The following is a 15,841-nucleotide window of genomic DNA, read 5'->3' as shown; positions in this document are numbered from 1 at the left end:
CCGGAGCGATCCCTCCTGCAGTGCAGCACCGAGAGGAAACAAGAGAAATGATCCGTAACGGAAGGCGCAAGATTGCGCTCACCGCGATTGCCGGAGCATCCGTCCTCGCCCTGGGCCTCACGGCCTGTGGCGGCGGTAGCGACAGCGGCAACGCCGATGGCGACCGGGCCCTGCGTGTCTGGGCCGGCAGCCAGACCCCGATCACCGCGAACTACAACCCGTTCGCACCGACCGTGCTCCACGGCGCGCTGGGCCCGATCTACGAGCCGCTGTTCTTCTACAACAAGACGGCCGACTCCGAGCCGGTCGGCCTGATCGGCGACTCGTTCGAGTACAACGAGGACGGCACGGTGATCACCATCACCATCAAGCCCGACCTCAAGTGGAGCGACGGCAAGCCGCTCACCGCGAAGGACGTCGCGTTCTCCTTCAACTACGAGGCCAACAACCCCGAGGGCAACGGCCTGGTCTCCGCCGAGGCCACCGACGACACCACCGTCGTGCTGACCTACTCCTCGGCGCAGTACACCACCGAGTTCCAGCGCCTCGGGTCGACCTACATCCTCCCCGAGCACGTCTGGGCAGACGTCACCGACTTCGCGAACTTCGCGAACGAGGAGCCGGTCGGCTCCGGCGCCTACGTCGTCGACAAGACCACGAGCGAGTCGTACACCCTCGTCGCGAACGAGAACTTCCGCGACGCCGACAAGCTGGGCGTCAAGAAGGTCCAGTACATCGCCGTCGACAACAACCAGACCGCGCAGGACCTGCTGGCCGCCGGCAAGCTCGACTGGACCGGCATGTTCATCCCGAACCCGGATGATGTGACCGCCAACGGCAAGATCGACTGGATCAACACGCCGCAGGACCCGACGGTGCTCTACACCTGCTCGAACGCCGAGCTCGGCTGCACCGGTCCGCAGACCGACGTCGCCGTGCGTCAGGCGCTCAACGCCGCGATCGACCGCTCCACGATCAAGGACAAGGCGTTCGTCGGCCTCACCGGCGACATCTCGCCGACGTTCGCTCTGCTGCCCCGCGACGAGAAGTGGGTCGCCGACCCCGCCAACGAGGTCAGCCCGCAGGAGGCGAACGCCGCCGAGGCGGGTTCGATCCTCGAAGCCGCCGGCTACACCAAGGGCTCCAGCGGCATCTACGAGAAGGACGGCGCTCCGCTCGAGCTCACGCTCACCTCGGTCGACGGCTGGACGGACTACAACGACGCCGCGAAGCTGATCGCCGAGCAGGCCGAGGCCGCCGGCATCAAGATCACGGCCTCCACGGTGCAGTGGCAGGAGTTCTCCGACTCCCGTCAGGGTGGCGACTTCCAGCTGATCGTCGGTGGTGTGATCGGCACCTCCGTCGCCGACCCGTTCCAGATCTACCGTGACTGGTTCGGCGGTACCGCCGTCGAGTCGACGAGCCCCGTCGGCACGGAGATCCCGGCAGGGCGCTGGAACTTCAGCCGGTACAGCAACCCGGTCGTCGACACCGCCATCCAGGCGGCGATCAGCACGAACGACGAGGCCACGAAGAAGGAGCTGTACGGCACGATCCAGACCGAGATCGTCCGCGACCTGCCCTACATCCCGCTCGTCATCAACGCGACCCAGACCTTCTACAACACGAAGGACTACACGGGCTGGCCGACCGAGGAAGACCTCTACGCCTTCCCGCCGTCCTGGGGTGCCATCGCGGCAGGCTACGTCCTGACGCAGCTGCAGCCGGTCAAGTAGGAGAGGAGTCGGGGAAGAAGGCAGTCAGGAAACAAGTGACATGAAGTTCTATGCACGAAGAATCGGGTTCTACGCGTTCACGCTCTGGGCCGCGATCTCCATCAACTTCCTTCTTCCCCGGCTCATGCCGGGGAACCCGGCAGACATCATGATCGCCAAGATGCAGAGAGCCGGCGGTGAGGTCTCCGAGACCACCATCCGCAACATCAAGCTCCTGCTCGGCGGCGATGACTCCTCACTGTGGGAGCAGTATCTGGCCTACTGGGGGCGCATGTTCCAGGGCGACCTCGGCGTCTCGGTCACCAAGTTCCCCACCCCGGTGACGGAACTCATCGCGGGTGCCCTGCCCTGGACGCTCATCCTGGTCGGCACCGCGACCGTGATCTCCTTCGTCCTCGGCGTCGTGCTCGGCGCCTGGGCCGGATGGAAGCGCGGCACCTGGGTCGATCACCTCATCCCCGCCACCACGGTGCTGCAGTCGATCCCGTACTTCTGGATGGCGCTGATCCTGGTGGCCGTGTTCGCGGTCGGTCTGGGATGGTTCCCCATCTTCGGCGGCTACGACGTCTTCGACTACCCTGACGGCCCCGAGCCGACCTGGGCGTTCTTCACCGACGCGGTGGCGCACGCGGTCCTCCCGGCGCTCACGATCGTGATCAGCTCGGTCGGCGGCTGGATGTTCGGCATGCGCAACATGATGGTGTCCACGCTCGCCGAGGACTACGTGCTCACGGCCGAGGCGAAGGGGCTCCGGCCGCGCCGGGTCCTCACGACGTACGCCGCGCGCAACGCCGCCATCCCCTCGATCGCCGGCTTCTCGATCACCCTCGGGTTCGTCGTGGCCGGATCCATCGTGATGGAGCAGGTGTTCACCTATCCCGGCATCGGCAAGCTGATGTTCCAGGCCGTGACCAACAACGACTACGCGCTGATGCAGGGACTGTTCCTCGTCATCACCCTGACGGTGCTCGCCGCCAACTTCATCATGGACCTCGTCTATGGCTTCATCGACCCGAGGGCTCGCCAGAATGTCTGACACCAAGAACCCGCTCCTGACCCAGGAGCCGCCGATCACGGCACCGGCCAGCACGATCTCGCTCGCTACGCAGCAGGGACGCAAGCGTCGCCGCATCCTGCCCAGCACGTCGCCGAAGTTCATCGTCGGCGCGATCATCGTGGTCGCGATCGTGCTGTTCGCGATCATCGCGCCGATGTTCTCGCAGGACCCGCGCAGCACCGCCAACCCCGCGCTCCAGCCGCCTTCCGCGGAGCACTGGCTCGGCACGACCAAGCTCGGCAACGACATGTTCGCCCAGCTCGCGATCGGCGCGCAGGGCTCGCTGCTCATCGGCGTGACGGCCGGAGCCATCGCGATCGTGCTGTCCCTGCTGTTCGGTGTCCTCGCCGGATACCTGGGTGGCTGGCGCGAAGACGGTCTCGCGCTCCTCACCAACGTCATGATCGTGATCCCCGGACTCCCGCTCGTGATGGTGATCGCCTCCTTCGTGCCGCAGCGCAGCTGGCAGCTCGTCGCATTCGTGCTCGGCATCACCTCCTGGGCAGGGGCTGCCTATGTGCTCCGGCTCCAGACGCGCTCTCTCCGCACACGCGACTACGTGTACGCCGCGAAGGTCGCGGGGGAGCGGTCGTTCCGCGTGATCCTCGTCGAGATCATGCCGAACCTCCTGCCGTTGCTTGCGGCGCAGTTCCTGTTCGCGATCATCTTCGCGATCCTCGGTGAGGCAGGGCTCTCGTACCTGGGCCTCGGCCCCAACTCGTCGATCACCTGGGGCTCGATCCTCAACGACGCGCAGTCGGGGCAGGCTCTCGGACGCGGAGCCTGGTGGTGGTTCGTCCCGCCCGGACTCATGATCGCGCTCCTCGGTGCCGGCCTCTCGCTCATCAACTTCGCGATCGACGAGGTCATCAACCCGAAGCTGCGCAATGCGCCCGAAGCCGCGCGCCGCGTGCGCAAGGCTGCCAAGACCAAGGGAGTCACCGCATGAGCGAGCCCGTCCTGACGGCGCGGAACGTGTCGATCGAGTATGAGGTGGATCCGCCGGTGAAGGCCGTGCGTGACGTCTCCTTGACGCTGAACCGAGGCGAGATCCTGGGGCTGGCGGGGGAGTCGGGGTGCGGGAAGACGACCCTGGCGTACGGGATGAACCGTCTGCTGAAGGCGCCGGCCCTGATGACGGGTGGCGAGATCGTGTTCCATGACCGGGATGGTCATGACATCGACATCGTGGGCCTGGATGGGGAAGGCCTCAGGGCGTTCCGATGGGACAAGATCTCGATGGTGTTCCAGGGCGCGATGAACTCGCTGAACCCGGTCATCTCGGTCAAGGCGCAGATCTCCGACATCTTCGACACGCACCGCCCAGGGATGAGCAAGAAGGCGAAGACCGCTCGGGCGGAGGAGCTGCTCACCCTCGTCGGGGTCGACCCGAATCGCCTGTCGAGCTTCCCGCATGAGCTCTCGGGCGGGATGCGGCAGCGCATGATGATCGCGATGGCCCTGGCCCTCGACCCCCAGGTGATGATCATGGACGAGCCGACCACCGCGTTGGACGTGGTCGTGCAGCGTGGGATCATCCGGGAGATCATGCGGTTGCGGGAGAAGCTCGGTTTCGCGGTGATCTTCATCACGCATGATCTGCCGATGCTGATCGAGATCAGCGACAGGATCGCGATCATGCTGCAGGGACAGATCGTGGAGGAGGGGACGGCGGAGGAGATCTACCGGTCCCCCCAGCACGAATACACGAAGCGGTTGCTGTCGAGCTTCCCGTCGCTCAAGGGCGAGCGGGGCGACTTCGTGCGTACCGGTGTGAGCCAGGAGGGCGTCCGATGACCACCCACAGCAACCGCGCCGACACGGCGCCGCCGCAGACGGCACGTCTGGAGGCGCGGAATCTGGTGAAGGACTTCCATCTGCGTTCCGGATTCCGCACCAACGTGCTGCACGCGGTGAAGGACGTGTCCTTCACGATCGAGGCCGGCAAGACGGTCGCTCTGGTAGGGGAGTCGGGGTCGGGGAAGTCCACGATCGCCAGGATGCTGATGAAGTTGGAGACTCCCACCAGTGGGGAGATCCTTCTGGACGGGAAGCCCTCTGGCGCCCGAGGGCGGGCCTTGGAGCGCTACCGCGCGGATGTGCAGATGGTGTTCCAGGACCCGTTCGCGTCTCTGAACCCCTTCCACACCATCGTGCATCACCTCGAGCGTCCGATCCGCCTGCACCACCCCGACCTGTCCCGCTCGCAGGTGCGCGAACGTGCGGTCGAGCTGCTGGAGCGGGTGCGGTTGACGCCGGGGGAGAGCTTCGCAGAGCGCCGCCCGCACGAGCTGTCCGGCGGGCAGCGGCAGCGGGTCGCGATCGCTCGTGCCCTTGCTCCGGGGGCGCGGTTCATCGTCGCGGATGAGCCGGTCTCGATGCTCGACGTGTCGATCCGGCTGGGCGTTCTCAACCTGCTGGCTGACTTGCAGCGCGAGGAGAACCTCGGTGTGCTCTACATCACGCACGACCTGGCGACGGCTCGGCACTTCTCCGACGAGATCATGGTGCTCTACAAGGGCGACGTGGTCGAGCGCGGTCCTGCGGACGAGGTGATCCTGAATCCGCAGCACGAGTACACCAGGACTCTCCTCGGCGCGGCGCCAGAGCCCGACAACCTCGGCCGCCTCCGCGACGAGGTCCGCGCCGAACTCGGCATCGCGCACTGACGGGTACCCGCCACACCCTCGCTCCCGTCGCACTCTCGGTCGCTCGCGCACGTTCGCAGCGGCCGAGGGCGCGACGGGAGCTTTGTTGTCGGGACGCAGGCCTCGGCGCGGGGGCCGCACCGGCTAGACTGAACCCACAACTGAAGACAGGCCGAATGACCCACGCGGGAGAGCCCCGGCGAACGCAGCCGGGCACCGAAGGAGCAAGCCTCCCCGCCAATCTCTCAGGTACGCGTACCGCGCGGTTCCGGCCACTCTGAAAAGCGATCCCGCGACCGTGCGGATCCGCCGACGGTGAAAGCCCCGCCTCCGTGCGCGGGTGAAACTCTCAGGCCTATGACAGAGGGGGAGTTCCGAGGAACGGCGATGCCGCCGTTCCGCCCGACACAGCCCGGGAGAACTCCATGTCCGACCCCCGCTACACCCCGCTCCGCGAACGCCATGAGGCGCTCGGCGCGTCGTTCACCGACTTCGGCGGCTGGCAGATGCCGGTGCGCTACACGTCCGACCTCGCCGAGCACCACGCCGTGCGCGAGAGCGCGGGCATCTTCGACATCTCGCACATGGCCGAGTTCCTGGTGACGGGCGAGGCCGCAGCGGAATTCCTCGACTACGCTCTGGCCGGCCGCATCTCGGCGATGCCGGTCGGGAAGGCGAAGTACTCGCTCCTGATCGCGGAGGGCGGCGGCATCATCGATGATGTCATCGCCTACCGGCTGGCCGAGGACCGCTACCTCGTGATCGCGAACGCCGGCAATCGGGGCTTCGTCGACTCGGCATTCGCGAAACGCGTCCGTGATTTCCCGTCGCTCGTCGAGCGCGACCTCCCCGCTCGGGCACCGGGCGAGGAGCGCAGCTTCGCGGGGTTCCTCGGCGATCGCGGAGTCGACGTCGAAGACGTCTCCGACGACTACGCCCTCATCGCCGTACAGGGTCCGAACGCCGAGGCCATCCTCGCCGCGACCGCTGACATCACCGACGTAAGCATTCCCTGGTCCGAGCAGAAGTACTACGCCTGGGCGTCGGCGAACTACCGCGGCAAGCCGCTCCTCCTCGCGCGCACCGGCTACACGGGCGAGGACGGCTTCGAGCTTCTCGTCGCCGCTGACGACGCGGCGGCGCTGTGGGATGCCCTGCTCGCTGCCGGCACGCCGCACGGCCTCGTTCCCGCCGGGCTCGCCGCGCGCGACACCCTTCGCCTCGAGGCGGGGATGCCGCTCTACGGGCACGAACTGAGCCTTGACACCCAGCCGTCTCAGGCGGGCCTCGGACGCGTCGTCGTGAGCGCGAAGGAGCACTTCGTCGGCAAGGCGGCGCTCTCCGCCGCCGCGGAGTCGACCGAGGCAGCGCAAGCGCCGGTCCTGGTCGGACTCGTGGCCGAGGGCAAGCGCGCCGGCCGCGCCGGATACGCCGTCGTCGACGAAGACGGATCGGTGCTCGGCGAGATCACGAGCGGGGCGCTCAGCCCCACGCTCGGTCATCCGATCGCGATGGCCTACGTGAAGCCTTCTTCCGCGGAAGAGGGAACCGCAGTATTCCTTGATGTGCGGGGCACCAGGATCCCCGCGACCGTGACCGCCCTGCCTTTCTACCGGAGGACCAAATGACCGATCTCGCCGCACTCCACTACACCGAAGAGCACGAGTGGATCGCCGCTGACGGCGACACCGTGACCATCGGCATCACCGACTACGCCGCCGAGAAGCTGGGCGACGTCGTGTTCGTCGAGCTCCCCGCCGTCGGCACCGAGGTAACCGCGGGAGCGGTCGTCGGAGAGATCGAGTCCACCAAGTCGGTCGGTGAGCTGTACGCACCGGTCTCCGGCACGGTCGTCGAGATCAATGACGCGGCCGTCGATGACCCGTCGCTGGTCAACGCGGCGCCGTTCGAGGGCGGATGGCTGCTCAAAGTCGCCGTCGCCGACGGCGCGCTGGATGGACTGCTCGACCGCGACGCCTATGTCGCACTCACGGAGGGCTGATTCGCCAGTGGTCACTTTCGCCGATCGTCACATCGGACCCACGGATGCCGCGCAGCGCACGATGCTCGCCGCCCTCGGTCTCGACAACGCCGGAGCGGACGATACGCTGAGCCCGGTCGAGGCGCTCATGCGCCAGGCCGTGCCCGCGTCGATCTACACGGGCCCGTCATCCGAGGCGGCGGACGCGCCCTCGCGCATCCCGTCCGCCGCGAGAGAGACCGAGGCTCTCGCCGAGCTGCGCGCGCTCGCCTCGCGCAACACCGTGAACCGACCGATGATCGGCCTCGGCTACTACGGCACCATCACGCCGCAGGTGATCCAGCGCAACGTGCTGGAGAACCCGTCCTGGTACACCGCGTACACGCCGTACCAGCCGGAGATCTCGCAGGGGCGCCTGGAGGCGCTCATCAACTTCCAGACGATGGTCGCAGAACTCACCGGCCTCACCACGGCGAACGCCTCGATGCTCGACGAGTCGACGGCGGTCGTCGAGGCGATGCTGCTCTCCCGGCGCGCCTCGAAGTCGTCGTCGACGGTGTTCGCGGTCGACGCGGACGCGCTCCCGCAGACCAGGGCGATGCTCGCCACGCGCGCGGAGGCGCTCGGTATCGACATCGTCACCGTCGACTTCGCTGCGGGCGAGGAGCTGCCCTCCGAGCTGTTCGGCGTCTTCGTCCAGTACCCCGGCGCATCCGGACGGGTGTGGGATCCGTCGGCCGTCTTCGAAGCGGCGCACCTCTCCGGTGCTCTCGCGGTCGCGGCCGCCGATCTGCTCGCTCTCACGCTGATCGCCTCGCCCGGTTCCCTCGGTGCGGACGTGTCGGTCGGCACGACGCAGCGCTTCGGCGTTCCGATGGGCTTCGGTGGTCCGCACGCGGGCTACATGGCGGTCCGCTCCGGTCTCGAGCGTCAGCTGCCCGGCCGTCTCGTCGGCGTCTCGGTGGATGCCGACGGCAAGCCCGCCTACCGGCTCTCGCTGCAGACGCGTGAGCAGCACATCCGCCGCGAGAAGGCGACGTCGAACATCTGCACCGCGCAGGTGCTGCTGGCCGTCATGGCGTCGATGTACGCGGTCTACCACGGTCCGGACGGGCTCCGGGCGATCGCCCTGGACGTGGCCCGCAAGGCGGACGCTCTGGCCACCTGGCTCATCGAGCTCGAACTCGACATCGAGCACAGGGAGTTCTTCGACACTCTCCGTGTCCGCGTGCCGGGCCGCGCCTCCGAGATCGTCGCCACCGCGCACGACGCGGGCTATCTCCTCCACGAGGTCGACGCCGACACCGTCGGCGTCTCGGTCGACGAGACCACGACGTTCACCGACCTCGACCGGGTCGCGGGCTGCTTCGCATCGGGTACAGGGCGCTCCTTCGGCTACATCGCCGCCTCCGAGCACGGCCGGCTTCCCGAGGCGCTGCTGCGTCAGGATGAGTACCTCACGCACCCCGTCTTCCACTCGCACCGCTCGGAGACCGCCATGATGCGGTATCTGAAGAGCCTCTCCGACCGCGACTACGCGCTCGATCGCGGCATGATCCCCCTGGGCTCGTGCACGATGAAGCTCAACGCGGCGACGGAGATGGCAGCCATCAGCTGGCCGGAGTTCGCCGGTATCCACCCGTTCGCTCCGGCCGCCGACGTGCAGGGCTACCTCGAGCTCATCGAGCAGCTCGAGGGCTGGCTGGCCGAGGTCACCGGGTATGACGCGGTCTCGCTGCAGCCGAACGCCGGTTCGCAGGGTGAGCTGGCCGGCCTCCTCGCCATCCGCGGCTATCACCACGCGAACGGCGACGCGCACCGCACGGTGTGCCTCATCCCGTCGTCGGCTCACGGCACGAACGCGGCCTCGGCCGTGCTCGCGGGGATGAAGGTCGTCGTCGTGGCGACGGACGAGCTCGGCAACGTCGACCTCGACGACCTGCGCGCGAAGATCACCCTGCACGCGGACGACCTCTCCGCTCTCATGATCACCTACCCCTCCACGCACGGCGTGTACGAGGAGCAGGTCGTCGAGATCACGGCCGCTGTGCACGACGCGGGCGGACAGGTGTACGTCGACGGCGCGAACCTCAACGCGCTGCTGGGCTATGCGCGCTTCGGCGACCTGGGCGGCGATGTCTCGCATCTCAACCTGCACAAGACCTTCGCCATCCCGCACGGCGGCGGCGGGCCCGGCATCGGACCGGTGGCGGCGAAGTCCCACCTCGCGCCGTTCCTCCCCTCGCACCCGCTCGCACAGAGCGCCGAGCACTTCGGCGGCTACACGTTCGGCGGCGGCGTGATCTCCGCGGCTCCGTACGGATCCGCGGGCATCCTGCCGATCTCCTGGGCCTACGTGCGCATGATGGGAGCCGATGGACTGCGTCGGGCCACCGCTGCGGCCGTGCTGTCGGCGAACTACATCGCGGAGCGCCTCAGCGCCCACTTCCCGGTGCTCTACACCGGCGAGAACGGCCGCGTGGCGCACGAGTGCATCCTCGACCTCCGCCCGCTCAAGGAAGCGACCGGCATCACGGTCGACGATGTCGCCAAGCGCCTCATCGACTACGGCTTCCACGCGCCGACAATGTCTTTCCCCGTCGCGGGAACCCTCATGGTCGAGCCGACCGAGTCGGAGGACCTCGACGAGATCGAGCGGTTTATCGAGGCGATGGTCATGATCAAGGCCGAAGCGGACGCGGTCGCCGCCGGACGCTGGCCCGCGGACGACAACCCCCTCGTGCACGCGCCGCACACCGCGGTGTCGCTCATCGCGGGGGAGTGGAACCATGCGTACTCGCGAGAGGATGCCGCCTATCCCGTGCACGCCCTGGTCGCCGGCAAGTACTGGCCGCCGGTGCGTCGCATCGATCAGGCGTACGGCGACCGCAACCTGGTGTGCGCCTGCCCGCCGGTGGAGGCATTTGCCTGAACCACGTGCTCATCTGAGCAGACGGTGCCGCGCTTCTGTATGGGAGCGCGGCACCGTCTGCTGTTTCGCGGTGTTTCCCCGGTGTTACAGATGGTCACCACTCAGTAACAGTTCGTTAGCTGAAGAGGACGGTTCGCGAACCGGCGGGTTACGCTCAGGTATCCCTGCGTGCTCGACGATGCGCACGCAGAACCCCGAATGTCCACAGGAGGACACAAAGTGAAGCGCAACAAGATCGCCCTTGCGGGCACCGCGTTGTTCGTGATCGGCGCCCTGGCGCTCGCGGGCTGCGCCAGCGGCGGAAACGAGTCGAACGGCGACGCCGGCGGAAACGTCAACGCGGACGCCATCATCACGACCAACGGATCCGAGCCGGAGAACCCGCTCATCCCGACCAACACCAACGAGGTGGGTGGCGGAAAGATCCTCGACGAGATCTTCGCAGGGCTGATCTACTACGACGCCGAGGGCAAGCCGGTCAACGACGTGGCTGAGGAGATCACCACCGAGGACCCCCAGAACCTCACGATCAAGATCAAGGAAGGCCTGACCTTCACCGACGGTGAAGAGGTCACGGCCGACAACTTCATCAAGGCGTGGAACGAGGGCGCGAAGCTCTCGAACGGCCACCTCTCCAGCTACTTCTTCGAGGACATCGAGGGCTTCAGCTACGACGAGGACTCCGAGCTCACCGGCCTGAAGCAGGTCGACGACTACACCTTCACGATCGCGCTCAACAAGCCGGCCTCCGACTTCGCGCTGCGTCTCGGCTACTCGGCGTTCTACCCGCTGCCCGATGTCGCATTCGAAGACATGGATGCCTTCGGTCAGAACCCGATCGGCAACGGCCCGTACAAGATCGCCGACGAAGACGCGTGGCAGCACGACGTCCAGATCGAGCTCGTCCGCAACGACGACTACGACGGCGGACGCAAGGCGGCCAACGGCGGCCTCACCATCAAGTTCTACGCGACGCAGGAAGCGGCGTACGCCGACCTGCTGTCGAACGAGGTCGACGTCATCGACGCGATCCCGACGAACTCGCTGGCTGTCTTCACCGACGAGCTCGGCGACCGCGCCGTGAACCAGCCCTCCGCTGTGTTCCAGTCGTTCACCATCGGCCAGTTCCTGCCGCACTTCAGCGGCGAAGAGGGCAAGCTGCGTCGTCAGGCGCTGTCGATGGCGATCAACCGTGACGAGATCACCGAGACCATCTTCTCGGGCTCGCGCACCCCGGCGAAGGACTTCACGTCGCCGGTCATCGCCGGCTGGTCCGACTCGGTCCCCGGCAGCGAGGTCCTCGACTACGACCCCGAGAAGGCGAAGGAGCTGTGGGCCGAGGCCGACGCCATCGCCCCGTGGGAGGGCACGTTCAAGATCGCGTACAACGCCGACGGCGGACACGACGCATGGGTCGACGCTGTGAGCAACAGCATCAAGAACACCCTGGGCATCGACGCATCGGGCGACCCGTACCCGACCTTCCAGGACCTCCGGTCCAAGGTCAACGACCGCACCATCACCACCGCCGCACGTTCGGGATGGCAGGCCGACTACCCGGGTCTGTACAACTTCCTCGGACCGCTCTACGCGACCGGCGCCGGTTCCAACGACGGTGACTACTCGAACCCCGAGTTCGACGACCTGATCAAGGCTGGCATCAGCAACCCCGACGCCGACGCGCAGATCGAGGACTTCACGAAGGCGCAGGAGGTTCTGTTCCAGGACCTGCCCGCGATCCCGCTGTGGTACTCGAACGTGACCGGTGGCTTCAGCGAGAACGTCGACAACGTGACGTTCGGCTGGAACTCGGTTCCGCTGTACTACGAGATCACGAAGGCCGGCGAGTAAAGCCCGACGGCACTTCACCTGTGAGGCGGTGACGATTCTTCGTCACCGCCTCACAGGCTTGTGTTCGCCTCGCTTCTCTCACCCCTCTAAGAAGGGACAAGCGGATGCTCGGTTACATTCTGAGACGTCTTCTGCAGGTGATCCCGGTCTTCTTCGGAGCCACCCTGCTCATCTATTTCCTCGTGTTCGCCATGCCTGGCGATCCGATCCTCGCCCTGTTCGGGGACAAGACCCCGAACCCCGCTGTCCTCGAGCAGCTGCGCGAGCAGTACCACCTGAACGATCCGTTCATCGTCCAGTACTGGTACTACATCACCGGTGTCCTCCAGGGTGACCTGGGCACGACCTACTCCGGTCGCCCGGTTTCGGCGGTCCTCGCCGCCACCCTCCCCGTCACAGGGCGCCTCGCCGTCATGGCGATCGCGATCGAGTTCACGCTGGCGATCATCATCGGAACCATCTCGGCGCTGCGCAAGGGCAAGCTGTTCGACAACGTGTCCCTCGTCGTCGCCCTCGTCGCGATCGCGATCCCCATCTTCGTGGTCGCGTTCCTCGCGCAGTACTTCCTCGCGATCCAGCTCGGATGGTTCAAGCCCACCGTGGGCGCGGACAACGACTGGGGCGGGCTGTGGCTCCCGGCGATCGTCCTCGGGTTCAGCCTCTATGCCGTGAGTATGCGTCTGATGCGCAGCTCCGTCATCGAGACTCTGAACCAGGACTGGGTGCGCACCGCGTACAGCAAGGGTCTCTCCCGTAACCGGGTGCTTCCCGTACACGTGCTGCGCAACTCGCTGATCCCCGTCATCACCAACTCCGCCACGAACTTCGGCGTGCTGCTCGTCGGCGCCACCGTCACCGAGGGAATCTTCAACGTCCCGGGTGTCGGTAACACGCTGTTCCAGGCGATCCAGCGCGGCGAAGGCCCCACTGTGGTCTCTTTCGTGACGGTTTTCGTCATCCTGTACGTGCTGGTGAACCTTCTCATCGACCTGCTCTACGGTCTGCTCGACCCGAGGATCCGCTATGCCTGATTCCACACCTCAGCACTACGTCGCCCCGGTTGAGACCGAGTCGATCTCCGTCGACGCCGTCCGTATCTCGGACAAGCCCAGCAACCTGTGGAGGGACGCCTGGTTCGACCTGCGCCGTCGCCCCCTGTTCTGGTTCTCGATCGCGCTCGCGCTGTTCTTCCTCGTGATGGCATTGTGGCCGACGCTGTTCACCTCCACACCCCCCAACGAAGGCTGCCAGCTCTCCAACAGCAACGGCGGGCCGACCGAGGGGCACCCCCTCGGATTCACGTTCCAGGGGTGCGACATCTACGCCCGCATCGTGTGGGGATCGCAGACGTCGCTGGCTGTGGGCCTGATCGCCACCGTGATCTCGTCCGTGCTCGGCCTGATCATGGGAGCCCTCGCCGGTTTCTACGGCGGCTGGCTCGACGGACTGCTGTCGCGCATCGGTGACATCTTCTTCGCGATCCCGTACATCCTCGCGGCCGTCGTCGTGATGACCGTGTTCCGGGACGCCCGGTCGGTGTGGACTCTCGCGTTCGCCATCGGGGCGTTCGCCTGGGCCTCGACCGCGCGTGTCGTTCGGGCGGAGGTGCTCCGCGTCCGCCAAGCCGACTTCGTGATGGCATCGCAGGCGCTCGGGCAGTCGAAGTTCAAGATCCTGTTGAACCACGTCGTACCGAATGCGATCGCTCCACTGCTCGTCGTCTCGACGCTCGGCCTCGCTGCGGCCATCGTCGCTGAAGCCACGCTGTCGTTCCTCGGAGTGGGGCTCGGCAGCGACGTGATGTCGTGGGGCAACGACATCGCGAAGGCTCAGGCCTCGCTGCGCGTGGCGCCGATGGCACTCATCTATCCGTCGATCGCCCTCACCCTCGCGGTGCTGGCATTCGTCACCCTGGGCGAGCTCATCAGAGACGCCCTCGACCCGAAGGCGAGGGCACGCCGATGAGCGAGCGCGTCACCGAACAGGTCCCTCTGCTGAGCGTCCGCGACCTCACGGTCGCCTTCCGCACCCAGGAGGGGCTGCGCGAAGTGCTCCACGGAGTCAGCTTCGACATCATGCCGGGCGAGACCGTCGCCATCGTCGGCGAGTCGGGATCAGGCAAGTCCACGACGGCCACGGCCATCGTGAACCTGCTTCCCGGAACCGGAGAGGTCACCGCGGGGTCCATCACCCTCGACGGGCGAGAGCTCACGACACTGAACCGCCGTGAGATCGAGGCCGTGCGCGGTCGGGACATCGGCTTCGTGCCGCAGGACCCGATGTCGAACCTCAACCCCGTCTGGAGCATCGGATTCCAGGTCAAGGAGGCGATCCGTGCGAACGGCATCGCCCGGGATCGCGGGAGTGCCAAGGCGCGCACGATCGAGGTTCTGCAGCAGGCGGGCCTGGCCGATGCCGAGAAGCGACTGCATCAGTTCCCGCATCAGTTCTCAGGCGGCATGCGTCAGCGTGCGCTGATCGGTATCGGGCTCGCGGCAGACCCCAAGCTGCTCATCGCCGACGAGCCGACCTCGGCTCTGGACGTGACGGTGCAGCGTGTGATCCTCGACCACATGGCCTCGCTCACCCGCGACAAGGGCACCTCGATGCTCCTGATCACGCACGACCTGGGCCTCGCGGCCGAGCGTGCGAACAAGATCATCGTGATGAACGGCGGCAACATCGTCGAGGCAGGGCCGAGCCGCCAGATCCTCGAAAACCCTCAGCACCCCTACACGAAGCGCCTGGTCGCTGCGGCGCCCAGCGTCGCGTCGCAGCGCATCCAGGCAGTGGTGGAGGACCGAGGCATCGAGACGATCGAAGACCTCGCCGCCATCCCTCCGACGGTGCGTGTCGCGGGGCTCACGAAGGACTATCGGATCCGTCAGGGAGGGTTCCGCAGCGAGGCCTTCCGAGCGGTCGACGATGTGTCGTTCGAGATCCCCCGAGGAAAGACGCTCGCTCTCGTGGGCGAATCGGGCTCCGGCAAGTCCACGGTGGCGAAGATGGTGCTGAAGCTCGAGGAGCCCACCAGCGGCACCATCGAGATCGACGGCCGGGACGTGTCGAAGCTGTCGAGCGCTCAGGCGTTCGGCCTGCGTCGTCGCATGCAGCCGGTCTTCCAGGACCCGTACGGCTCGCTCGATCCGCTGCGCAACATCGGCAACACGATCGCCGAGCCGCTGCAGATCCACGGCGTGGGCGATCGCGCATCGCAGCGCGAACGCGTCGAGGAGCTGCTCGATCAGGTCTCGCTGCCGCGCGTGCTCGCCACTCGGTACCCGAACGAGCTGTCGGGCGGACAGCGTCAGCGCGTCGCGATCGCGCGTGCACTGGCACTGAAGCCCGACATCATCGTGCTCGACGAGGCCGTCTCGGCGCTCGATGTGCTCGTGCAGGACCAGGTGCTGCAGCTGCTCGCCGAACTCCAGTCCGAGCTCGGGCTCACGTATCTGTTCATCACGCACGACCTCGCCGTCGTCCGCGTGTCGAGCGACCTCGTGTGCGTCATGGAGAAGGGCAGGATCGTCGAGCAGGGCACTGTCGACGAGATCTTCGCCAACCCGCAGCAGGAGTACACCGACCGTCTGCTCAAGGCGATCCCCGGGGCGTCGATCCCTCTCGGCGGTCGCTGAC

12 protein-coding genes and 2 riboswitches are annotated in these 15,841 nt (G+C 66.7%); all 12 genes read left to right on the top strand.

Translation table 11 applies throughout. The features are described from left to right. Positions 1-47 precede the first annotated feature (47 nt). The 12 genes from ACP699_RS05445 (at position 48) to ACP699_RS05390 (ending at position 15,840) form a co-directional block, all read left to right on the top strand. Entirely contained in the window at positions 48-1,736 is a 1,689-nt protein-coding gene (locus tag ACP699_RS05445) for an ABC transporter substrate-binding protein (protein ID WP_055864487.1), read from the top strand. 40 nt (positions 1,737-1,776) lie between these two features. Beyond that, complete coding sequence (locus ACP699_RS05440) at positions 1,777-2,772, top strand: ABC transporter permease (protein ID WP_426169805.1); 996 nt, start codon at positions 1,777-1,779, stop codon at positions 2,770-2,772. Then, positions 2,765-3,742, top strand: a complete 978-nt coding sequence (locus ACP699_RS05435; RefSeq protein ID WP_017828667.1) for an ABC transporter permease — start codon at positions 2,765-2,767, stop codon at positions 3,740-3,742. The genes ACP699_RS05440 and ACP699_RS05435 overlap by 8 nt, the downstream gene beginning before the upstream one ends. Then, a complete protein-coding gene (locus tag ACP699_RS05430; protein ID WP_426169801.1) occupies positions 3,739-4,590 on the top strand; it encodes an ABC transporter ATP-binding protein in 852 nt (283 codons plus the stop codon). The genes ACP699_RS05435 and ACP699_RS05430 overlap by 4 nt, the downstream gene beginning before the upstream one ends. Then, entirely contained in the window at positions 4,587-5,462 is an 876-nt protein-coding gene (locus ACP699_RS05425; RefSeq protein ID WP_055864480.1) for an ABC transporter ATP-binding protein, read from the top strand. The genes ACP699_RS05430 and ACP699_RS05425 overlap by 4 nt, the downstream gene beginning before the upstream one ends. Positions 5,463-5,617: 155 nt before the next feature. Next, positions 5,618-5,712: riboswitch (glycine riboswitch) on the top strand. 1 nt (position 5,713) lies between these two features. Further along, positions 5,714-5,812: riboswitch (glycine riboswitch) on the top strand. Between the two features lie 54 nt (positions 5,813-5,866). Continuing rightward, positions 5,867-7,069: a glycine cleavage system aminomethyltransferase GcvT gene (locus ACP699_RS05420; RefSeq protein ID WP_426169796.1), complete on the top strand. Its 1,203-nt coding sequence runs from the start codon at positions 5,867-5,869 to the stop codon at positions 7,067-7,069. After that, complete coding sequence (gcvH, locus tag ACP699_RS05415) at positions 7,066-7,443, top strand: glycine cleavage system protein GcvH (RefSeq protein WP_017828663.1); 378 nt, start codon at positions 7,066-7,068, stop codon at positions 7,441-7,443. The genes ACP699_RS05420 and gcvH overlap by 4 nt, the downstream gene beginning before the upstream one ends. Beyond that, positions 7,421-10,354 (top strand): aminomethyl-transferring glycine dehydrogenase, encoded by a 2,934-nt coding sequence (gene gcvP / locus ACP699_RS05410; RefSeq protein ID WP_426169792.1) that lies wholly within the window; start codon positions 7,421-7,423, stop codon positions 10,352-10,354. Before gcvH ends, gcvP begins: the two co-directional genes overlap by 23 nt. Before the next feature lie 219 nt (positions 10,355-10,573). Then, positions 10,574-12,205: a peptide ABC transporter substrate-binding protein gene (locus ACP699_RS05405; protein WP_017828661.1), complete on the top strand. Its 1,632-nt coding sequence runs from the start codon at positions 10,574-10,576 to the stop codon at positions 12,203-12,205. A gap of 104 nt (positions 12,206-12,309) precedes the next feature. Then, positions 12,310-13,236 carry an ABC transporter permease gene (locus tag ACP699_RS05400; protein ID WP_055864468.1) on the top strand — a complete coding sequence of 309 codons (927 nt, stop codon included), beginning with the start codon at positions 12,310-12,312 and terminating at the stop codon, positions 13,234-13,236. Then, positions 13,229-14,170: an ABC transporter permease gene (locus ACP699_RS05395; protein WP_017828659.1), complete on the top strand. Its 942-nt coding sequence runs from the start codon at positions 13,229-13,231 to the stop codon at positions 14,168-14,170. The genes ACP699_RS05400 and ACP699_RS05395 overlap by 8 nt, the downstream gene beginning before the upstream one ends. Beyond that, positions 14,167-15,840: a dipeptide ABC transporter ATP-binding protein gene (locus ACP699_RS05390; protein ID WP_017828658.1), complete on the top strand. Its 1,674-nt coding sequence runs from the start codon at positions 14,167-14,169 to the stop codon at positions 15,838-15,840. The genes ACP699_RS05395 and ACP699_RS05390 overlap by 4 nt, the downstream gene beginning before the upstream one ends. The last annotated feature ends 1 nt before the right edge of the window (position 15,841 follow it).

It is taken from the genome of Microbacterium sp. DWRC1-3 (assembly GCF_049896645.1).
GTDB classification, from domain to species: Bacteria; Actinomycetota; Actinomycetes; order Actinomycetales; family Microbacteriaceae; genus Microbacterium; species Microbacterium maritypicum.
Note: the sequence above shows the minus strand (reverse complement) of the source record. Positions and strands in the feature narration are given on the sequence as shown.